18 protein-coding genes are annotated in these 19,579 nt (G+C 69.0%); 9 read left to right on the forward strand and 9 right to left on the reverse strand.

Annotated elements, in window-relative coordinates:
* Positions 1-7: 7 nt before the first annotated feature.
* Both CGZ93_RS08245 and CGZ93_RS08250 read right to left on the reverse strand, forming a co-directional pair.
* The gene (locus CGZ93_RS08245) at positions 8-469 is read right to left on the reverse strand and encodes a GNAT family N-acetyltransferase (RefSeq protein WP_094363666.1); all 462 of its coding nucleotides are present in this window, start codon (positions 467-469) and stop codon (positions 8-10) included.
* A complete protein-coding gene (locus CGZ93_RS08250) occupies positions 466-1,572 on the reverse strand; it encodes a zinc-binding dehydrogenase (protein ID WP_094363667.1) in 1,107 nt (368 codons plus the stop codon). Before CGZ93_RS08250 ends, CGZ93_RS08245 begins: the two co-directional genes overlap by 4 nt.
* An 88-nt stretch (positions 1,573-1,660) precedes the next feature.
* Between CGZ93_RS08250 and CGZ93_RS08255 the strand changes: the two genes are divergently transcribed.
* The 7 genes from CGZ93_RS08255 (at position 1,661) to CGZ93_RS08285 (ending at position 9,469) form a co-directional block, all read left to right on the forward strand.
* Entirely contained in the window at positions 1,661-2,932 is a 1,272-nt protein-coding gene (locus tag CGZ93_RS08255; RefSeq protein ID WP_094363668.1) for a GNAT family N-acetyltransferase, read from the forward strand.
* 290 nt (positions 2,933-3,222) lie between these two features.
* Entirely contained in the window at positions 3,223-5,346 is a 2,124-nt protein-coding gene (locus CGZ93_RS08260) for a carbon starvation CstA family protein (protein WP_229117332.1), read from the forward strand.
* Positions 5,346-5,537: a YbdD/YjiX family protein gene (locus tag CGZ93_RS08265; RefSeq protein WP_094363670.1), complete on the forward strand. Its 192-nt coding sequence runs from the start codon at positions 5,346-5,348 to the stop codon at positions 5,535-5,537. The genes CGZ93_RS08260 and CGZ93_RS08265 overlap by 1 nt, the downstream gene beginning before the upstream one ends.
* 106 nt (positions 5,538-5,643) lie before the next feature.
* Positions 5,644-6,543 carry an HpcH/HpaI aldolase/citrate lyase family protein gene (locus tag CGZ93_RS08270; RefSeq protein WP_094363671.1) on the forward strand — a complete coding sequence of 300 codons (900 nt, stop codon included), beginning with the start codon at positions 5,644-5,646 and terminating at the stop codon, positions 6,541-6,543.
* 135 nt (positions 6,544-6,678) lie between these two features.
* A complete protein-coding gene (locus CGZ93_RS08275) occupies positions 6,679-7,518 on the forward strand; it encodes an ABC transporter ATP-binding protein (protein WP_094363672.1) in 840 nt (279 codons plus the stop codon).
* Positions 7,515-8,378 (forward strand): ABC transporter permease, encoded by an 864-nt coding sequence (locus tag CGZ93_RS08280; protein WP_212753194.1) that lies wholly within the window; start codon positions 7,515-7,517, stop codon positions 8,376-8,378. Before CGZ93_RS08275 ends, CGZ93_RS08280 begins: the two co-directional genes overlap by 4 nt.
* Before the next feature lie 35 nt (positions 8,379-8,413).
* A complete protein-coding gene (locus CGZ93_RS08285) occupies positions 8,414-9,469 on the forward strand; it encodes an ABC transporter substrate-binding protein (protein WP_171195834.1) in 1,056 nt (351 codons plus the stop codon).
* Between the two features lie 6 nt (positions 9,470-9,475).
* On the opposite strand, the gene CGZ93_RS08290 is transcribed toward CGZ93_RS08285, so the two are convergent.
* Positions 9,476-10,096, reverse strand: coding sequence for an L-threonylcarbamoyladenylate synthase (locus CGZ93_RS08290; protein WP_094363675.1), 621 nt, complete (start codon positions 10,094-10,096; stop codon positions 9,476-9,478).
* 73 nt (positions 10,097-10,169) lie between these two features.
* Between CGZ93_RS08290 and CGZ93_RS08295 the strand changes: the two genes are divergently transcribed.
* Positions 10,170-11,303, forward strand: a complete 1,134-nt coding sequence (locus tag CGZ93_RS08295) for a MalY/PatB family protein (protein ID WP_229117300.1) — start codon at positions 10,170-10,172, stop codon at positions 11,301-11,303.
* Between the two features lie 4 nt (positions 11,304-11,307).
* On the opposite strand, the gene CGZ93_RS08300 is transcribed toward CGZ93_RS08295, so the two are convergent.
* Positions 11,308-11,697, reverse strand: coding sequence for a pilus assembly protein TadG-related protein (locus CGZ93_RS08300; RefSeq protein WP_229117301.1), 390 nt, complete (start codon positions 11,695-11,697; stop codon positions 11,308-11,310).
* Positions 11,698-11,830: 133 nt separating this feature from the next.
* On the opposite strand from CGZ93_RS08300, the gene CGZ93_RS08305 reads away from it, so the two are divergent.
* Positions 11,831-13,069: a pyrophosphate--fructose-6-phosphate 1-phosphotransferase gene (locus CGZ93_RS08305; RefSeq protein ID WP_094363676.1), complete on the forward strand. Its 1,239-nt coding sequence runs from the start codon at positions 11,831-11,833 to the stop codon at positions 13,067-13,069.
* 47 nt (positions 13,070-13,116) lie between these two features.
* Here the strand turns inward: CGZ93_RS08305 and CGZ93_RS08310 are convergent, their stop codons facing one another.
* From CGZ93_RS08310 to CGZ93_RS08330, 5 genes are all read right to left on the reverse strand, one after another.
* Positions 13,117-14,259: a YhjD/YihY/BrkB family envelope integrity protein gene (locus CGZ93_RS08310; protein WP_094363677.1), complete on the reverse strand. Its 1,143-nt coding sequence runs from the start codon at positions 14,257-14,259 to the stop codon at positions 13,117-13,119.
* 148 nt (positions 14,260-14,407) lie between these two features.
* Positions 14,408-14,749 carry an ABC transporter ATP-binding protein gene (locus CGZ93_RS08315; RefSeq protein WP_324252440.1) on the reverse strand — a complete coding sequence of 114 codons (342 nt, stop codon included), beginning with the start codon at positions 14,747-14,749 and terminating at the stop codon, positions 14,408-14,410.
* Positions 14,750-14,943: 194 nt separating this feature from the next.
* The gene (gene gcvP / locus CGZ93_RS08320) at positions 14,944-17,829 is read right to left on the reverse strand and encodes an aminomethyl-transferring glycine dehydrogenase (protein ID WP_267489724.1); all 2,886 of its coding nucleotides are present in this window, start codon (positions 17,827-17,829) and stop codon (positions 14,944-14,946) included.
* Positions 17,830-18,191: 362 nt separating this feature from the next.
* Positions 18,192-18,764, reverse strand: coding sequence for a MerR family transcriptional regulator (locus CGZ93_RS08325; protein WP_321185066.1), 573 nt, complete (start codon positions 18,762-18,764; stop codon positions 18,192-18,194).
* 319 nt (positions 18,765-19,083) lie between these two features.
* Positions 19,084-19,566 carry a bifunctional nuclease family protein gene (locus tag CGZ93_RS08330; RefSeq protein WP_094363944.1) on the reverse strand — a complete coding sequence of 161 codons (483 nt, stop codon included), beginning with the start codon at positions 19,564-19,566 and terminating at the stop codon, positions 19,084-19,086.
* Positions 19,567-19,579: the final 13 nt, after the last annotated feature.

Raw genomic sequence — 19,579 nt, forward strand, 5'->3', positions numbered from 1 at the left:
ATATGGGTCAATCGTCCACCCCGGAAGCGGGGCGGCGCATCACCCGGTGCGGGATGCCGACCTCGAGGTATTCCTCCCCCTCGGGCGTGAAGCCGAAGCCGGCGTACCAGCCGACCAGCTGGGACTGCGCGTCGAGCACCACCTCCGCGCCCGCGGTGAGCTCCAGGCAGCGGTGCAGCAACAGCGCCGCCAGCCCGCGTCCGCGCGCGGTCGGCGCGGTTGCCACCCGCCCGATGCGGCGTACGCCCTGCGCGTCGGTCAGCAGCCGGACGCAGGCCAGCACGGCCCCCTCCGCGTCGCGCACCCACAGCCAGCGGCAGTCCGGCTCCAGGTCCCGGCCGTCCAGCTCGGGATAGGGACAGTCCTGCTCGACCACGAACACGTCCACCCGCAGCTGCAGGATCGGGTACGCCTCGGCCAGCGACAATGCGACCGGCGCGGCCTCCCGGATCGCCAGCCCGTCGCTCATCGGTCGAACTGGATGATCTGGCGCACCGCGCGCCCGTCGGCCAGCTGGTCCATCGCCTCGTTGATCCGTGACAGCGGGATCCGCGAGCTGATCAGCTCCTCGACCGGCAGCCGGCCCGCACGCCACAGCTCCACGTAGTGCGGGATGTCCCGCGACGGTACGGCCGAACCCAGATAGGAGCCGATCAGCGTGCGCGCCTCGGCGGTCAGCTGCAGCGGCGAGATCTCCGCGCGGGCGCTGGCCGCCGGCAGCCCGACGGTCACCGTCCGTCCGCCCGGCCGAGTCGCGGTGACCGCCAGCTCGAACGCACGCGCGTTGCCGGCGCACTCGACCACGTGGTCGGCGCGCACCTGCTGCTCGCCCACCTCATCAGGGGTGTACGCCGCAGTGGCCCCGAGCCGGCGGGCCTGCTCCAGCTTCTCGGCCACGGTGTCCACGGCGATCACCTCGAGCCCCTCGGCCACCGCGATCAGCACCGCGGCCATCCCGACCCCGCCGAGCCCGATCACCATCAGCGACTGGCCCTCGGCGGCCCGCGCCGCGTTGCGCACCGCACCGCCACCGGTGAGCACCGCGCAGCCGAGCACCGCGGCCACCTCGGCCGGCACGTCGTCCCCCACCGGCACCACCGACGCCCGGTCGACCACCGCGTGGGTGGCGAACCCGGACACCCCCAGGTGGTGGTGCACCGACTCCTCGCCGCGCTGCAACAGCCGCGAGCCGTGCAGCAGCTCACCGGCGTTGTTGGCGATCGTGCCCGGCTGGCAGGGCAGCTGCCCGTCGGTGGCGCAGCCGGCGCACTCCCCGCAGCGCGGCAGGAAGGTCATCACCACCCGCTGTCCCGGCTCGAGGTCGCTCACCTCCGCCCCGACCGCCTCGACGATCCCGGCCGCCTCGTGCCCGAGCAGCATCGGCACCGGGCGTACCCGGTTGCCGTCGACCACCGACAGGTCTGAGTGGCACACCCCGGCCGCCTCCATCCGCACCAGCAGCTCGGTCGGCCCGGGCTCGCCGAGCTCCAGCTCGGTGACCCGGATCGGCCTCGACTCGGCATACGGTCGCTGAGCGCCGATCGTCTCCAGCACGGCTCCGGTGATCTGCATCGGTCCTCCAGGTGGTCTCGTTCGTTGAGCCGATGGTAGGCCCGAACTCGATGGCGCGCAGAGCGGCGTCCGGCCTAGGTTGACCGTCATGGACGCGCGTTACCGCTATCAGACCCTGCCCCTGGACACCCCCGACGACGATCCGCGCTGGGAGCTGTTCCTGGACACCTTCCGGATGGGGTTTCTGGACCAGCGGCCCACCGCGGACACCGCCGCGCGCTATCGGCGGACCAAGCGCGACGACGGCGCCACCCTGGGCATGGTCACCACCGAAGGTCCCGGGCTGCGGGAGGGGCAGCCGGTGGCCGCCTTCGTCAGCGCCCCCTACGCCCACAACGCCGGCGCCGGGCTGGTGCCGACCACGGTGGTGAACACGATCGCGGTGCGGCCGAGCCATCGTCGCCGCGGCCTGCTCTCGGCGATGATGCGCACCCACCTGGACGCGGCGGTCGAGCGCGGTCACGCCACCGCGGTGCTGTCGGTCAGCGAGGCGACGATCTATGACCGGTTCGGGTTCGGGCCGGCCACCCGGCGTACCAGGTTTGAGCTGGACTGTCGCCGGTTCCGGTTCCGGCCCGACGTCGCGCTGGCGGAGGGGACGGTCGAGTTCTGCGAGCCGGTGCTGCTGGGCGAGGAGCTGGTGCGGGTCGCGCAGGAATACGCCGAGCGGTATCGCGGGGCGCACACGATGCTGGCCATGCACCGTGACGAGTCGCTCGGCGCGTGGGATCACGAGGCCGAGGGGCCGAGCCGGAAGCTGCGCGCGGTCGGCTTCTGGCAGGGCGACCGACTGGCCGGTTTCGCCCTGTATCGCAACGACAGCTGGGATGCCCGCGGCACCGGTTCGATCACCGCGAGCACCGTCTGCTCCCCGGATCCGGCCGTCGAGCGTCGGCTCTATCAGGCGCTGGTCGAGGTCGACCTGGCCGAGACGGTGCACTGCTTCGGTCCGGGCCCGAACGCGCCGCTGGCGATGTCGCTGGTTGATCCGTGGGCGGTCAAGGTGACCAACGTCGGTGACGGGGTGTGGCTGCGGGTGCTGGACCTGCCGAAGGCGATCGGTCAGCGCGGCTGGGCCGGCGGGGACGGCGAGGTGACCCTGGGCGTATGCGATCGGCTGGGGTACGCCGATGGGACCTGGCGGGTGCGCGTGGGCAACGGCCGCGGCGAGGCCTGGCGGACCGAGGACGCGCCCGAGGTCGAACTGGACGTGGCGACCCTCGGCCGGTTGCACTTCGGCGACCGCACCGTGGGCGACTGCGCCCGAGCCGGCCTGATCACCGGTACGCCCGAGGGCCTGGCCCGGGCAGGGCGGTTGCTCGCCGTGGCGGAGGCGCCTGGAAACCTCTGGCACTTCTGAGCGACCGCACAAACGGCGGGAGCGACACCCAAATCGTTACCCGCGACAGGGCCGCCATTCCCTTCCCCGGGGCAGGTCGGAGGACTACCTTGACCTCATCTTTGACCTGAAGGGGCACGCACATGAGTACGAGTGTCAACGACGACGCAGTCGCCCAGGGGGACGGCCCCCGGAAACTGCGCACCGATCCCGACCGGCCCCCGGTCGGGGTGGTCGAGGCCAAGGGGTCCTCCGGGATCTCGAAGGTGACCTTCGTGATCATCGGCGTGCTCTGCGCGCTCGGCTGGACGATGATCGCCATCGTCCGGGGCGAGCGGGTGAACGCGCTCTGGTTCGTGCTGGCCGCGGTGGGTAGCTATCTGCTCGCACTGCGCTTCTATGCCAAGCTGATCGAGAACAAGATCATCAAGCCGGACGACCGGCGGGCCACCCCGGCCGAGGAGTTCAGCAACGGCACGGACTTCATGCCGACCGACCGGCGGGTGCTGTTCGGTCACCACTTCGCCGCGATCTCCGGTGCCGGCCCGCTGGTCGGCCCGGTGCTCGCCGCGCAGATGGGCTATCTGCCCGGGACCATCTGGATCATCGTCGGCGTGGTGCTCGCCGGGGGTGTGCAGGACTACATGGTGCTGGCGCTGTCCACCCGCCGCAAGGGGCGCAGTCTCGGTCAGATGGCGCGTGACGAACTCGGCCCGGTCGGCGGCTGGGCGGCGATCATCGGCGTGATGACCATCATGATCATCCTGATCGCCGTGCTTGGCGTGGTCATGGTCGGCGCACTGGCCGAGAGCCCGTGGGCCGTCTTCTCCATCTCACTGACGATTCCGATCGCCCTGTTCATGGGCGTCTATCTGCGCTATCTGCGCCCCGGCAAGGTGTCGGAGGTGTCGCTGATCGGCGTGGTGCTGCTGGTGATCGCGATCGCCTCCGGCTCCTTCATCGCCGAGTCGGCCACCCTGGCGCCGATCTTCACCCTCTCCGGCAAGAGCCTCGCCATCTGGTTGGCCCTCTATGGCTTCGCCGCCGCGGTGCTCCCGGTCTGGCTGCTGCTGGCCCCGCGGGATTACCTGTCCACGTTCATGAAGGTGGGCACGATCATCCTGCTGGCGGTGGCGATCCTGATCGTCGCCCCGGTGATCGCCCAGCCGGCGGTGAGCAAGTTCGCGTTCAACAGCAACGGCCCCTCGTTCGCCGGTGCGTTGTTCCCGTTCCTGTTCATCACCATCGCCTGCGGGGCACTCTCAGGTTTCCACGCGTTGATCTCCTCGGGCACCACGCCGAAGCTGCTGGAGAAGGAGTCCCAGGCGCGGGTGATCGGCTACGGCGGCATGCTGACCGAGTCGTTCGTGGCGATCATGGCGATGGTGGCGGCCTGCGTGATCGACCAGCACGTCTATTTCGCAATGAACGCCTCGGCCGGTCTGACCGGGGGTACGCCCGAGTCCGCGGCCAAGTACGTGAACGGCCTCGGTCTGCTCTCCCCCGGTGGCCAACCGCTGCCGAACATCGAACCCGGCGCGCTCGCCCAGGCCGCCAACGATGTCGGCGAGAAGACGATCATCTCCCGCACCGGCGGTGCGCCGACGCTCGCCTTCGGGATGGCCGAGGTGCTGCACCAGATCCCGCTGATCGGGCACATCAAGTCGTTCTGGTACCACTTCGCGGTGATGTTCGAGGCGCTGTTCATCCTGACCACGATCGACGCGGGCACCCGGGTGGCGCGGTTCATGCTGTCGGACACCCTCGGCAACATCCCCGGGATGAAGAAGTTCAAGGATACCTCCTGGCGTCCCGGGGCCTGGGTGTGCACCTTCCTGGTGGTGCTCGGCTGGGGATCGCTGCTCTACATGGGGGTCACCGACCCGCTGGGTGGCATCCGGATGCTGTTCCCGCTGTTCGGCATCGCCAACCAGCTGCTGGCCGCGATCGCGTTGGCCGTCGTCTTCGCCGTCGTGGTGAAGAAGGGGCTGATCAGGTGGGCCTGGATTCCGGGCATCCCGCTGTTCTGGGACACCCTGGTGACCATGGTCGCCTCCTGGCAGAAGATCTTCTCCACCGATCCGCAGATCGGTTACTGGACCCAGCACAGCCAGGCGAAGGCCGCGCTGGCCGCCGGAAAGGGTTACCAGACGGCAAAAACACCCGAGCAGGTGGAGGCGGTGATCCGCAACACCTTCGTCCAGGGCACGCTGTCCATCGTGTACGCGGTGCTCGTCGCGATCGTGGTCATCGTGGCGCTGATGGTCGTGGTCAAGGCGCTGCGCCAGGGCGGGATGCCGACCTCGGAGGCCGAACCCGTGCCGAGCCAGATCTTCGCGCCCAAGGGGTTCGTGCCAACAAAGTTGGAGAAGGAAGTCTATGCTGAGTGGAAAGAGGCCGGGCTCGATCCGGCACCGGACGGAAGGGGACACTGATGACCGCCATGGTGGACATCGCACGCTCCGTACGCTGGTACGTCCACAGCATCATGGGTGACAACGCATACGAGAAGTTCGTACGTCACCAGCGGGTACACCACCCGGATGCCCCCGTCCCCACCGAGCGTGAGTTCTGGCGGCAGAAGCACGAGGATGCCGAACGCAATCCGAAGACGCGCTGCTGCTGATCCACCAGCTCACGAGGGGCCCGGGCATCCGCCCGGGCCCCTCTTCCGTTCCCCCGCACCGCCACACTTTTCCGTCCCGACAGGGATTCTCGAACAGGAGTCAACGATGACCGACACCACCACCAAGACCACCGCTGAGACTCGAATCGGCCCCGAGCTGGCCCGCAGCTGGCTGCTCGTCAACGCCAGCCAGCCGGACCGGTTCGCCCCCGCCACCGACAGCGCCGCTGACGTGGTGCTGCTCGACATCGAGGACGCGGTCGCGCCGAAGCACAAGCTCACCGCCCGCCAGAACGCGTTGGACTTCTTCGACGCCGGTGGCCAGGCATGGGTGCGGGTGAACGGGTTCGGCACCGAGTGGTGGGAGACCGACCTGCGGGAGCTCGCCCGCCGCGAAGGAGTGCGCGGGATCATGCTGGCGATGGTCGATTCTCCCGAGCACGTCATCCGCACGGCCGGACTGTTCGGGGGCCGGCCGATCGTCGCCCTGGTCGAGACCGCCCGCGGTGTCCAGCACCTGCCCGAGATCGCCGCGACGCGCGGCACCTTCCGGATCGCGTTCGGTCTCGGCGATTTCCGCCGCGACACGGGATTCGGCGACGACCCGCTGGCGCTGGCGTACGCCAGGTCGCAGTTCACCATCGCCGCCCGCGCGGCCGGGTTGCCCGGGGCGATCGACGGCCCCGCGGTGGGCGCCCTGGGCGTGAAGCTGGCCGATTCGGCGGCGATCACCAACCAGTTCGGGATGACCGGAAAGATCTGCCTGATGCCCGAGCAGTGCGCGACGGTGAACGAGATCCTGTCCCCCTCGCTGGAGGACATGAGCTGGGCGCTGGACTTCCTCACCGAGTTCGACGCCGACGGCGGCGAGATCCGCAACGGATCCGACCTGCCCCGGCTGGCCCGTGCCCGGAAGGTGCTCGATCTCGCCCAGGCGTACGGGTTGAAGCCGCCCGCGGGCTATGACGTGCACTTCCCCGCTCCCACCGACACCTACCACTGCTGAGCTGGCTTCGACGGGCTCAGCCACCATCCCCTGAGCCTGCCGAACCGAACCGGTCCATCATGCGTACAACCGCTGGCCCTCGTCGCCGGATCGCTCTAGCGTGGACAGAACGGCTGCAACCGGGACGAGGGGTCGATGACGACGACGAACAGGAACGACGGGGCCAGGGTGGGCGCCGCCGTGGAACTGGCTGGGTGCACGCGCAGTTTCACCACTCCGGACGGGGGGACCTACCACGCGGTCCGCGACATCAGCCTGCAGGTGCCGGCGGGACGGTTCGTGTCGATCGTGGGCCCGACCGGGTCGGGCAAGTCGACCATCCTGAACATGGCAGCCGGTCTGCTCGCCCCCTCCAGCGGGACGGTGCACTCCTTCGGCACCCCGGTCGACGGGGTGAACCGGCGGGCGGCGTACATGTTCCAGCAGGACGCACTGCTGCCCTGGAAGACCGTTCTGGACAACGTGGCGCTGGGACTGACCATGGCCGGCACGCCCCGCGCCGAGGCCAACGAGCGGGCGCGGGAGTGGCTCACCCGGGTCGGGCTGGCCGGGTTCGACAACCGCTACCCGCACCAGCTCTCCGGCGGCATGCGCAAGCGCACCGCGGTCGCCCAGGCGTGGATCGTCGATCCCGACATCCTGCTGATGGACGAGCCGTTCTCCGCGCTGGACGTGCAGACCCGCCAGATCATGGAGAACGAGCTGCTCCAGCTGTGGTCGAATTCCGGCAAGGCGGTGGTGTTCATCACCCACGACCTGGACGAGGCGATCGCGCTGTCCGATGAGGTGGTGATCCTCGGCGCCGGACCCGGATCGTCCATCGTGGCGAGCTATCCGATCGACCTGCCGCGCCCGCGCGACCTGCTGGACATCCGCGACGATCCCCGATTCGTGGAGATCCATCGAGAGATCTGGTCCCGGCTCAAGCTCGAGGTGGAGAAGACCTACGCAACCCAGTCCGGGGGTGCCCGATGAGTGACGACACCAGAACCGACGGAACCGCCTCCGCGACGACAGCAGCGGAACGCCCCGCGACCGCGACCAGTCGCACGCCGCGCCGGCGTCGGGAGACACCGCAGCCGGTGATGCGGGTGCTCCAGGTGCTGCTCGCCGCCGTGGTGCTGGTCCTGTGGGAGCTGGCCGGGCGGGGCGGACTGGTCGACGAGTTCTTCTTCCCGCTGCCCAGCGACATCTTCGCCACCATGTGGACGTGGATCAGCTCCGGCTACATCTTCCCGCACCTGTGGGTGACCGTGCAGGAATCCCTGCTGGCGTTCATCATCGGCGTGGCACTCGGTCTGCTGCTCGGATTCCTGCTGGCCCGGGTGCGCTTCCTGGAGCGGTTGCTGGACCCATTCCTGCAGATGTTCAACGCCCTGCCGCGCGTGGTGCTCGCCCCGATCTTCCTGCTCTGGTTCGGGCTCGGCATCTGGTCCAAGGTGGCCTTCGGCGTCACCCTGGTGTTCTTCATCGTCTTCTTCAACACCCTCGAGGGGGTGCGCAGCGTGGACCGGGTGCTGATCGACAACGCCCGCATGCTGGGCGCCAAGGAGAGCCACCTGCTGCGGCACGTGTTCATCCCCTCCGCGCTGACCTGGATCTTCTCCTCGCTGCACATCAGCGTCGGTTTCGCGATCACCGGTGCGGTGGTCGGCGAATACCTGGGCGCGTCCGCCGGGGTCGGGTACGCCATCGCCCAGGCTCAGGGCGTGTTCGACACCAAGGGCGTGTTCGCCGGCATGTTCATCCTGATGATCGTGGTGCTCCTGGTGGATGTCGTGGTCAACCGGATCGAGCGCTACCTGCTGCGATGGCGACCGCAGAACCAGTCCTGAACATACCCGAGCTTTCAACGGAGAAAGGAACTCCCGTGTCACGCAAGCGAATCGTCCCCGCCGCCGCGATGGCGGCACTCGTCATCACCCTGTCCTCCTGCGGTGCCCCCGCGTCGGCCCCGCCGGGACAGGGCGGGAACGCCAACAGTGGCGGCGGATCCGGGGACAAGATCGTCATCGGGGTGGGCGGACAGACTCTGCTGACCTACCTGCCGACCACCCTGGCCGCGCAGCTCGGCTACTACCAGGAGCAGGGCCTGCAGGTGGAACTGCAGGACCTGCAGGGCGGCTCCAAGGCGCTCACCGCGATGATCGGCGGTTCCACCCAGGTCACCAGCGGCTACTACGAGCACACCATCCAGATGCAGGCCAAGAACCAGGAGATCAAGGCCTTCGTGGACATGGGCGAATCCTCCGGGGTCGCGCTGGTGGTCGCCCCCAAGAACAAGGACACCATCAAGTCGGTCGCCGACCTGAAGGGCAAGAACGTGGGCGTCACCGCCCCCGGTTCGTCCACCGACATGTACGTGAAGTATCTGACCAACAAGAACGGGATGGGCAAGGACGCCGCCTCGGTCTCGGCGATCGGGGCCGGAAGTTCGGCGGTCGCGGCCGTGCAGAACAACCAGGTCGACGCCGCCGTCATGCTCGAGCCGGACATCACCGTGCTGAACAAGCGCATGGGTGCCCCACTACCGATGCTCGGCGACCTGCGCACCCGCGAACAGGTGAAGGCGCTCTACGGTTCCGACACGTGGCCCTCGTCGTGCCTGTATGCCAAGACCGAGTGGCTGGAGAAGAACCCGGACAAGGCGAAGAAGCTGGCCACCGCCATCGCCAAGACCCTGCAGTGGGTGCAGAACCACTCCGCCGAGGAGATCGCCGCCAAGATGCCGGAGGCGTACGCCGGCGGCGACCGCGCCCAATATGCGCAGGTGATCGACAGCCTCAAGCACACGCTGAGCAAGGACGGGAAGTTCAGCGACAGCGGCGTGAACGCGGTGCTGGACACCCAGCGGATCGCCAACCCCGAGGTGGGCGAGAAGAAGATCGACCTGTCGAAGACCTACACCAACGAATACCTGGGCTGATCCGGATCACTGGAAGGGGGTGGGATCCCCGGCGCCGACCCGGTCCACGCTGACCTCGTCGTTGACGAAGTTGACCACGGTGGTGGGGTCGGTGCCGACGTCTCCGGAGTCCAGGACGGCGTCCACCTGGTGGTCGAGCTCCTCGTTGATCTGCCAGCCCTCGGTCATCGGCTCACTGTGTCCGGGCAGGATCAGCGTCGACGACATCAGCGGTTCGCCGAGCGCGTCCAGCAGGGCGAGGGTGGTGCGGTGGTCGGGGATCCGCACGCCCACGGTCTTCTTCTTCGGGTGCAGCATCAACCGGGGCACCTCCTTGGTGGCCGGGAGAATGAACGTGTACTGCCCCGGGGTGGAGGCCTTCACCGCGCGGAACACGTCGTTGTCCATCTGCACGAACTGCCCGAGCTGCGCGAAATCCTTGCAGACAAGGGTGAAGTGGTGCTTGTCGTCCAGCTGCCGGATCCGGCGGATCCGCTCCAACCCGTCCTTGTTGCCGAGCTTGCAGCCGAGCGCGAAACCCGAGTCGGTCGGATAGGCCACCAGTCCCCCGTTGTTCAATATCTCGACCACCTGGTTGAGCGAACGTGGCTGGGGGTTCTCGGGATGAACATCGAAGTACCGTGCCATGTCCGGAGTCTAGACACCCTGCTCGGGCGGACAACAGGCCCCTCCGATCGGACCAGGCAGTAGCATCGCCCCGGTGACCATCTTTGATCTCCCGCTCGAACAGTTGCGCCAGCGCACCAGCCTCAAGTGGCGCACCTATCCCGATGACGTGCTCCCCTTGTGGGTCGCCGAGATGGACTGTCGCCCCGCACCCGAGGTCACCGAGACCCTGTCCCGCGCCATCCACGCCGGCGACACCGGCTATCCGGTCGGCACCGGTTACGAGCAGGCGTACGCCGCCTATGCCGCCGACGTCTGGGGCTGGGAGTTCGACCCGCGTCGGCAGGCGATCATCGTGCCGGACGTGATGCAGGGGATCATCGCCGTGCTCGACCTGCTCGGCGAACGGGGGGCACCGGTGGTGGTCAACCCCCCTGTCTATCCCCAGTTCTACAAATACCTCGGTTGGGCCGGCCGCGAGGTCGTGGAGGCCCCGCTGACCGCCGAGGGCCGAATCGACCTGGCCACCCTGGAGGCGGCGTTCACCCGCACCGACGGGCCGCAGCCGGAGGCGTACCTGCTCTGCAACCCGCACAACCCGCACGGCACCGTGCCCACCCGCGAAGAGCTGGCGGCCGTCGCCGAGTTGGCGAACCGGCACGGCGTACGCCTGGTCTCCGACGAGATCCACGCGCCGCTGGTCGCCACGACCACCCGACACGTCCCGCTGCTGTCGGTACCCGGCACCGAGGAGGCGGTGATCGTCAGTTCGGCCTCGAAGTCGTGGAACCTGGCCGGGCTCAAGGCGGGCCTGGCCATCGGTGGCAGCGCGGTCGCCGAACGGTTGCTGGGCATGCCCGACCAGGTGACCCACTCGGCCAGCCACCTCGGCGTCCTCGCCCACGTGGCCGCCCTCACCGAGGCCCGCGGCTGGCTCACCGAGCTGATGGGTGAGGTGCAGGCCAACAAGCAGCTGCTGTCCGACCTGCTCGCCGATCAGCTGCCCGAGGTCGGCTTCCGGGTGGAACCCGCAACCTACCTGGCCTGGCTGGACTGCCGCGCACTCGGGCTGGCCGACCCCTACCGCTCCTTCCTGCAGGCCGGGGTCGCGTTGAACAACGGCGTCGACTTCGGCACCGGCGGCGTCGGGCACGTCCGAATGAACCTGGCCACCTCACCGGAGATCATCACCGAGGCGGTCCGGCGGATGGCTGCCGTCCGCGGCTGAGGCGTCAGTCCGCGCGGACCAGCTCCGCGCGGGCCGTCGCTGACCCGCGCACCTCACCGATCCCCAACAGGGCAAGGAAAATCGTCGGCGCGCGCTGACTCGTCCGTACCCGGACCGCGGTGCCCTCCAGCTCCGCCGTCCCGCTGACCGGCCCGGACGCGGCCAGGTAGCGGTTGGCCGCCGACAGTGCCGCGCCGGGATCGGTACGCCCGGCGACCCGGGCTGGTGCGGCCGCGTCGGTGGCGGCCCGCGCGGCCCCCGCGGCCACGGCCTCGGCGCGACGGGTCGCCGTGACCTGCTGCCCGCCGTCGACGACGAGCCCGGCCAGCACCAGCAGCGCGAGCACCCAGAAGAGCACCAGCACCGAGGTGGACATCCCGCGTTCGTCGCGCATCACCCCAGCATGGCCCACGCCCCGCCCGCAGCGACAGGGCTTGGGGCGATCCATCCACAGGCCCCGGGCTGTTCCCGGCCCGGAGCACCCCTAGGCTGGAGGGGTACGTCGCTATTCGGAAGGTTTGCATCGCATGGTCCAGAAGGTCGCCCTGCTCACTGCGGGCGGTTTCGCCCCCTGTCTGTCCGCCGCGATCGCCGGTCTGATCGAGCGCTACACCGAGCTCTCACCCCAGACCGAGATCATCGCCTACGCCCACGGCTATCAGGGGTTGCTGCGCGGTGAGCACTTCACGATCACCGACGAGGTACGCCGCAGCGCCGGCCTGCTGCGCGAGTTCGGCGGCTCCCCCATCGGCAACTCGCGGGTGAAGCTGACCAACGTCGACGACCTGGTCAAGCGCGGGTTGGTGCACCCGGGTGAGGACCCGCTGAAGGTTGCCGCCGATCGGCTCACCGCCGACGGGGTGGAGGTGCTGCACACCATCGGCGGGGACGACACCAACACCACCGCGGCCGACCTGGCCGCCTATCTGGCCGAGCACGACCATGGGCTGACCGTGGTCGGGCTGCCCAAGACGATCGACAACGACGTGGTGCCGATCCGGCAGTCGCTGGGTGCGTGGACCGCGGCCGAGATGGGTGCCCGGTTCGCCCAGAACATCGTCGGTGAGCACAACTCCAACTCCCGGATGCTGATCGTGCACGAGGTGATGGGCCGCAACTGCGGTTGGCTGACCGCGGCCACCGCCCGGGCGTACCGCAACTGGCTGGACACCCGCGAATGGCTGCCGGAGATCGGTCTCTCCCGCGAGGCGTGGGAGGTGCACGGGGTCTATCTGCCCGAGGGCCACATCGACCTGGACGCCGAGGCCGAGCGGCTGCGCGCGGTGATGGACCGGGTCGGCAACGTCACCATCTTCCTCTCCGAGGGAGCCGGCGTGGACTCGATCGTCGCCGAACTGGAGGCCTCCGGCCAGGAGGTCCCCCGCGACCCGTTCGGCCACGTGAAGTTGGACAAGATCAACCCCGGCGCCTATTTCGGCAAGGAGTTCGCCGCCCGGCTCGGGGCCGAGAAGGTGATGGTCCAGAAGTCGGGCTACTACTCCCGCTCGGCGGCCGCCAACGCCGACGACCTGGCGCTGATCCAGCGGTGCACCGACCTGGCCGTCGACTGTGCGCTGCGCGGCGAGGCCGGGGTGATCGGTGAGGACACCGAGCGCGGGGATGAGCTGCGGGCGATCGAGTTCGACCGGATCAGGGGCGGGAAGCCGTTCGATCTCGGCACCGATTGGTATGTGGAGATGCTCGATAAGCTCGGCCAGCAACACCCGGGGAAGGCCCCGAGTCGCCCCGACGAGGACGTCGACTGAGCTGAGACTGTCCGGGAACGTACCCAGGCCCTGCGGGGAACCTGGGGTCAGCGGCCCCGCCTGTCGATACGCCGCTGCTTCTCCGCGTCGAGCCGGGCCTGGATGGCCTCCTCCTTCGCCTCCTCCTCGGCGTCCGGGTCGGGTTCCAGCCCGGGCACGACGTCCTTCACCTTGTTGATCGTCTCGGCCCGCTGCATCTTGGCATCAGCCTTGTCGATCTCCTGCTGGCGCCGGTCTTCCTCGGCGTGCGACCAGTGGTCCTCGGCGGTGTTCACATCCTCGGCGCGGAGCAGCGGTTCGTCGGGGTCGTTCCATTTGCGGGCGACCGCCGGTTGGTTGGCGGTGGCGATCCAGGCCGCGACGAACAGGATCAGCCGGGCGAACAGGTTGAAGAACAGCATGATCACGATGACCGGTCCAAAGAGCGCGGCGGCCGGGTTCTTCAGGAACGAACCGGTCAGAATTCCGGCCAGATACTGCAACAGCACCAGGGCGACCGACCCGATCAGCGCGCCGATCATCACCTGCTTCTTCACCAGCCGCTCCTGCGGCAGCACCGTGTACAGGAACAGGAAGAGCAGCCAGCCGGCGAGGATCGAGACCACGATCGACAGCAACCGGGTGATCAGCGTGATCCCGGGGACCTGATCGAGCCCCACGGCGGAGACCAGGGTGTCGGTGAGGCTGGTGGCGGCCGAGGCGATGCCGAAGGTGACCAGCACCGCGATCAGCAGCAGCACGAGGATTCCCATGTTCTTCAGGGTTTCCACGACGATGTTGCTCTTCTCCTCCTCGGTCTCGAAGTCGGGCCGGGTCTGTGCCCGCACTGCCGACTTGAGGTTGCCGACCCAGCCACCGCCGGCATACATCGCGGAGAGGATGCCGACGATGCCGATCGCCGGCCAGTTCTTCAGCGCGTTCTCGATCACCGCGAGCAGCTTGTCCTTGGTGTCACCCGGGGCTCCCTGCAACTGACCGGCGATCGAGTCCTTAAGCGTGTCCAGCATGTCCGGGCGCAACGTGGTCAGCGTCATCCCGGCCATGGCGAAGGCGAACATCAGGATCGGGACCATCGCCAGCACCGAGAAATAGGTGATCGCTCCGCCGAACTGGTTGCCCAGCCGGTTGCCGAACCGCTTGCTCGCCCGGAGCACGTGCATCACTTCCGGGTGCTTCATGAACTTCTTCATCGACCCCTCCTGCCATTGTCCCTGATCAGCCGTACCCCTCAAGGAGTACCCGGTGAATCTACCGGCTGCACCGGCGTGCGAGCGCACCCGGCAGGACAACCTCAGAGACTTCTCCCCGGCGTCGAACAGCACCTGCCCCGACCAGTGATCAACCACGGATCACCGGACCCAGTTCGGGAAGCACCAGCGGCGTACCGCTGACCGGGTCCGGGACCACGCGTGCCGCAAGGCCGAAGACGGCCTGGACCAGGTCGGCGTCGACGATCTGCGCAGGTGCCCCCTCGGCCACGATCCTGCCTGCGCGCATCGCAATCACATGATCGGCGTACCGGAAGGCCTGGTTGAGGTCGTGCAGGACGGCGACGATTGTACGCCCATTAGCGCGGTTGAGCGTGCGGAACAGTTCCAACAGCTCGATCTGGTGCGAGATGTCGAGAAAGGTGGTCGGCTCGTCGAGCAGCAGCAGGTCGGTGTCCTGGGCCAGGGTCATCGCGACCCAGACCCGCTGCCGCCTGTGGTTGCCCAGGGCAGGGCACACCGGGTCAGCGACGACACCTGGTTCCTCGGGCTCGGCCCGACCGGCGCCAAGCTGATCCTGGCCGACCTGACCCGGCTGACCGGAGCGCCCTGATCGCTGACGCCGACCTGACGGTTGCGCCACGAGGGTGCGGGGTTTCGGCGAAATCAATCCTCGTAGGCGTCGAGCGGGGGGCAGGAGCAGACCAGGTTGCGGTCGCCGAAGGCGCCGTCGATCCGGGAGACCGCCGGCCAGTACTTGTCCTGACCAACGCCGGCGATCGGGCCGGCGTGGCGGCCGGCGGGGTATGCCGCCTCGGTCCGCGTGTAGGGGTGCGTCCACTCGTCGCCGGTGACCCGCAGCAGCGGGTGCGGGGCGTTCACCAGCGGGTTGTCCTCGGCCGGCCAGTGCCCGGAGGCGACCTGGTCGGCCTCCTTGCGGATGGCGATCATCGCCTCGCAGAACCGGTCCAGCTCATAGAGGCTCTCCGACTCGGTCGGCTCCACCATCAGCGTGCCGGCTACCGGGAAGCTCATCGTCGGGGCGTGGAAGCCGTAGTCGATCAGCCGCTTGGCGACGTCGTCGACGGTGATCCCGGTCTGCTTGGTCAGCGGGCGCAGGTCGAGGATGCACTCGTGCGCGACCAGGCCGTTCTCACCCGCGTACAACACCGGATAGTGCTCCCCCAGCCGCTTGGCGATGTAGTTGGCGCCGAGCACGGCATACTGGGTCGCCAGCCGCAGCCCGGAGGCACCCATCATCGCGATGTACGCCCAGGAGATCGGCAGGATGCCGGCCGAGCCGAACGGGCTGGCCGAGATCGGACCGACGCCGGTCTCCGGGCCGGCCTCGGACAGCAGCGGGTGGCTGGGCAGGTAGGGCGCCAGATGTTCGGCGACCGCGACCGGTCCGACGCCGGGCCCGCCGCCGCCGTGCGGGATGCAGAAGGTCTTGTGCAGGTTGAGGTGCGACACGTCGCCGCCGAAGGCGCCGGGCTGGGCCACCCCGCACAGGGCATTCAGGTTGGCCCCGTCGATGTAGACCTGTCCTCCGGCCTCGTGCACCAGCTCGCACAGCTCGGTCACCGCCGGCTCGTAGACGCCGTGGGTCGACGGGTAGGTGATCATGATCGCGGCCAGTTCGTCGCGGTGCTCCTCGATCCTGGTGCGCAGGTCGGCCAGGTCGACCGAGCCGTCGTCGGCCGACTTCACCACGACCACCTTCATCCCCGCCATCGCCGCCGAGGCCGCGTTGGTGCCGTGCGCCGAGGAGGGGATCAGGCAGACCACGCGCTGGTCGTCGCCGTTGGCGCGGTGGTAGGCGCGGATCGCCAGCAGACCGGCGAACTCGCCCTGGGAGCCGGCGTTCGGCTGGATCGACACCCGGGCGTACCCGGTGATCGCGGCGAGCCACTGCTGCAGGGAGGTGATCAGTTCCAGATAGCCGCCGGCGTCCTCCACGGGCGCGAACGGGTGCAGGTTGGCGAAGCCGTCATAGGAGATCGGTTCCAGCTCGGCGGTCGCATTCAGCTTCATCGTGCACGAGCCGAGCGGGATCATCCCGCGGTCGAGGGCGAAGTCGCGGTCGGAAAGCGTGCGCAGATAGCGCAGCAGCTCGGTCTCGGAGCGGTAGGTGTTGAACACCGGGTGGGTGAGGAAGTCCTGCTCACGCTCGCGGCCGGCCAGATCACCGCGCTCATCGGCCCCCAGCTCACCGCTGTCGAGGGAGGCGCCGAACGCTTCGCACACGGCGGCCAGGTCGTCCTCGGTGGCGTCCTCGCCGACCGACACGCCGACCGTGTCGTCGTCCACCAGCCGCAGGTGCACGCCCAGCTCGCGCGCCTGAGCGGCCACCTCGGCGGCGCGGCCGGGCGCCCGCAGCTGCACGGTGTCGAAGAAGGAGTCGTGCACCAATTCGGCCCCGGCTCCGGTGGCCGCGGCGGCGATCCGGCGGGCGTTGCGGGCGACCCGCTCGGCGATCGCGGTGAGCCCGTCCGGGCCGTGATAGCAGGCGTACATCCCGGCGACGACCGCGAGCAGCACCTGGGCGGTGCAGATGTTGGAGGTCGCCTTCTCCCGGCGGATGTGCTGCTCGCGGGTCTGCAGCGCGAGTCGGAAGGCCGGCGTACCGTCGGCGTCCCTGGACACCCCCACCAGGCGCCCGGGCAGCGAACGCTGCAGCCCGTCGCGGACGGCGATGAAGCCGGCGTGCGGGCCGCCATAGAACAGGGGTACGCCGAAGCGCTGCGAGTTGCCGACGGCGACGTCGGCCCCCCAACTGGCCGGCGACTCGGTGATCGTCAACGCCAGCAGGTCGACCGCGGCGATCACCAGGGCGTTGTTCTCGTGCGCCTTGTCGGCGATGGCCATCAGCTCGCCCAGCGACGCCAGCCGGCCGGAGGCGCCCGGGGTCTGCACGACCACGGCGAACGCCTCGTGGGTCTGCAGAGCGGTGACCAGGTCACCCTCGGCGACGACCACCTCGAACCCCATCGCCTGGGCCCGGGTGCGGACCACGGCGATGGTCTGCGGCAGCGTGTCGGCGTCCAGCAGCACCACCTGACCCTTCCGGGTGGCGCGGCGGGCCAGCATCACTGCCTCGGCGACCGCGGTGCCCTCGTCGAGCAGCGAGGCGCCGGCGGTGGGCAGCCCGGTCAGGTCGCTGATCACGGTCTGGAAGTTGAGCAGGGCCTCCAGCCGGCCCTGGGAGATCTCCGGCTGATAGGGGGTGTACGCCGTGTACCAGGCCGGGTCCTCCAGCACGTTGCGGCGTATCACGGCCGGGGTGAGCGTGCCGTGATACCCGAGCCCGATCATCGCGGTGAGCGGGTTGTTCAGCGCGGCAAGTCCGGCGAGCGCGTCGAGGGCCGTCTGCTCGCTGACCGGGTCCGGCAGCTCGGGCAGCGCGTCGGCCAGGATCGAGGCCGGGGCGGCCCGCTGGATCAGCTCATCGAGGGAGGAGAGGCCGAGGACCTCGAGCATCCGTTGGGTTTCCGCGGGATCCGGTCCGAGGTGACGAAGGGCGAATCCGGCCGGCTGCTGCTCGGGAATCACGGGCACTCCTCACAGGCGTCCGGCCACCCGACCCTCGGGGGCTGCGTCCTGCCTGAGCAACCCTAGTGGAGAGTGCCCATTATCTGGACGACAGGGCCAGCTGAGGCGAGGCCACGGGTGCCGTTGACGACATCTCCACCCGGCCCCTGGATTCTGAGCCCCGAGAGAGGGAGACCCCATGCGACGACGCACCTTCCTCGCCTGGCCGGGGGGCCGCGGCGCTGTCCGGCTGCGCCGCGGAAGACGCCGGGGAACTGCGGTTCGAGGGCTGGGACTTCGAGCCCCAGCTGGTCGAGCAGAACCTGCCCCGGTTCGCCCAGCGCAACCCCGGGATCCGGGTGCGATACACGCGGGCGTACGCCTCAGCCGACCTCACGGGCGCGGCGGCGGCGGGAGAGCTCGTCGTCCGACGGCGCGGCGGTGGCCTGGGACTGCTCGCCGGGGAGCTCGAGCAGGCTGCCCTCGAGGTCCTTCCAGACCGAGCCGAGGGCGATGCCGAACATGCCCTGGCCGCCGCGCAGCAGGTCGATCACCTCGTGATCGCTGGTGCACTCGAACACCGAAACGCCATCGCTCATCAGGGTGACCTCGGTCAGGTCGTTGACGCCGCGGGCGCGCAGGTGCTCGATCGCCCGGCGGATCTGCTGCAGCGAGATGCCGGCGTCGATCAGCCGCTTGATCACCTTGAGGATCAGGATGTCGCGGAAGGAATAGAGGCGCGGGTTGCCCGAGCCGACGGCCTCGCGGATGGTCGGGGTGACCAACCCGGTACGCGCCCAGTAGTCCAGCTGGCGATAGGTGATGCCCGCCGCGTTGCAGGCGACCGGACCGCGGAACCCGACGTCCTCGGGCACCGGCGAGAAGTCACCGTCGAAGAGGAGCTCCTGGCCGATCTCCGGCTGGTTCTCCTGCTGGACCTCGCGGCTGCTGTCCACTGTTCCTCGCTTCGGGGGAAGTCGCCCATTGCTGGGCGGCGCATCGTCCCGGTCAAACTCCATCGGGAGTATTACCCGGGTGGGATTAACCAGCACGCTAGGCCCCTCGTCCGGGGACGGTCAACGACACGCCGAGGGTGTCGCGGGCCGGTGTCAAACCGTTGCCTGCTCGAGATCAAGCCGGAAAACCGGGCCTGACTAGGAGGTTTCCGGAGGTTTGGGACCGCCCACGCGGCCGGGAACTGATCGACCGGTCAGGTCGAGTGCCACTTGAGGTTTCCGCCCCCGCTCCCTGAGCGAGCGCCAGCGAGTCGAAGGGTCAGTTCTCGGGTTCCTCGCCGCTGACGAAGTCGTCGGGGTTGACGTGGTCGAGGAACTCGCGGAACTTCTCCACCTCGTCCTCGGCCTCCTCCTCGGGGACCTCGATCCCGGCGGTGTCGAGCACGTCCTCGGCACACAGGATGTCGGCCCCGCAGCGGACGGCCAGGGCGATCGCGTCCGAGGGTCGCGAGGACACCTCCACCCCGTCGATGATCAGGTTCGCCCGGAAGATGCCGTCCTCGAGCTCGGTGATGTGCACCTCCGAGAGCCGGTGCCCGAGCGAGCCGAGCACGTCCAGCATCAGATCGTGGGTGAGCGGGCGGGGCGGCACCAGTCCCTCCTGCGCGCCGGCGATGGAGGATGCTTCGTTCGCCCCGATCCAGATCGGCAGATAGCGGTGCCCGCCGACTTCGCGCAGCAGCACCATCGGGATGTTTGACGGCATCTCCACCCGGACGCCCATGACATCGAGTTCCCGCATGTCGTCCACCCTA

Origin of the sequence: Enemella dayhoffiae (assembly GCF_002250625.1) — a bacterium.
Lineage (GTDB): Bacteria > Actinomycetota > Actinomycetes > Propionibacteriales > Propionibacteriaceae > Enemella > Enemella dayhoffiae.

Bases quoted from the DNA above. Each gene is read 5' to 3' on its own strand.
- CGZ93_RS08245 (WP_094363666.1), bottom strand. From the start codon at position 469: ATGAGCGACGGGCTGGCGATCCGGGAGGCCGCGCCGGTCGCATTGTCG.
- CGZ93_RS08250 (WP_094363667.1), bottom strand. From the start codon at position 1,572: ATGCAGATCACCGGAGCCGTGCTGGAGACGATCGGCGCTCAGCGACCG.
- CGZ93_RS08255 (WP_094363668.1), top strand. From the start codon at position 1,661: ATGGACGCGCGTTACCGCTATCAGACCCTGCCCCTGGACACCCCCGAC.
- CGZ93_RS08260 (WP_229117332.1), top strand. From the start codon at position 3,223: ATGATCGCCATCGTCCGGGGCGAGCGGGTGAACGCGCTCTGGTTCGTG.
- CGZ93_RS08265 (WP_094363670.1), top strand. From the start codon at position 5,346: ATGACCGCCATGGTGGACATCGCACGCTCCGTACGCTGGTACGTCCAC.
- CGZ93_RS08270 (WP_094363671.1), top strand. From the start codon at position 5,644: ATGACCGACACCACCACCAAGACCACCGCTGAGACTCGAATCGGCCCC.
- CGZ93_RS08275 (WP_094363672.1), top strand. From the start codon at position 6,679: ATGACGACGACGAACAGGAACGACGGGGCCAGGGTGGGCGCCGCCGTG.
- CGZ93_RS08280 (WP_212753194.1), top strand. From the start codon at position 7,515: ATGAGTGACGACACCAGAACCGACGGAACCGCCTCCGCGACGACAGCA.
- CGZ93_RS08290 (WP_094363675.1), bottom strand. From the start codon at position 10,096: ATGGCACGGTACTTCGATGTTCATCCCGAGAACCCCCAGCCACGTTCG.
- CGZ93_RS08300 (WP_229117301.1), bottom strand. From the start codon at position 11,697: ATGCGCGACGAACGCGGGATGTCCACCTCGGTGCTGGTGCTCTTCTGG.
- CGZ93_RS08305 (WP_094363676.1), top strand. From the start codon at position 11,831: ATGGTCCAGAAGGTCGCCCTGCTCACTGCGGGCGGTTTCGCCCCCTGT.
- CGZ93_RS08310 (WP_094363677.1), bottom strand. From the start codon at position 14,259: ATGAAGAAGTTCATGAAGCACCCGGAAGTGATGCACGTGCTCCGGGCG.
- CGZ93_RS08315 (WP_324252440.1), bottom strand. From the start codon at position 14,749: ATGACCCTGGCCCAGGACACCGACCTGCTGCTGCTCGACGAGCCGACC.
- CGZ93_RS08330 (WP_094363944.1), bottom strand. From the start codon at position 19,566: ATGCGGGAACTCGATGTCATGGGCGTCCGGGTGGAGATGCCGTCAAAC.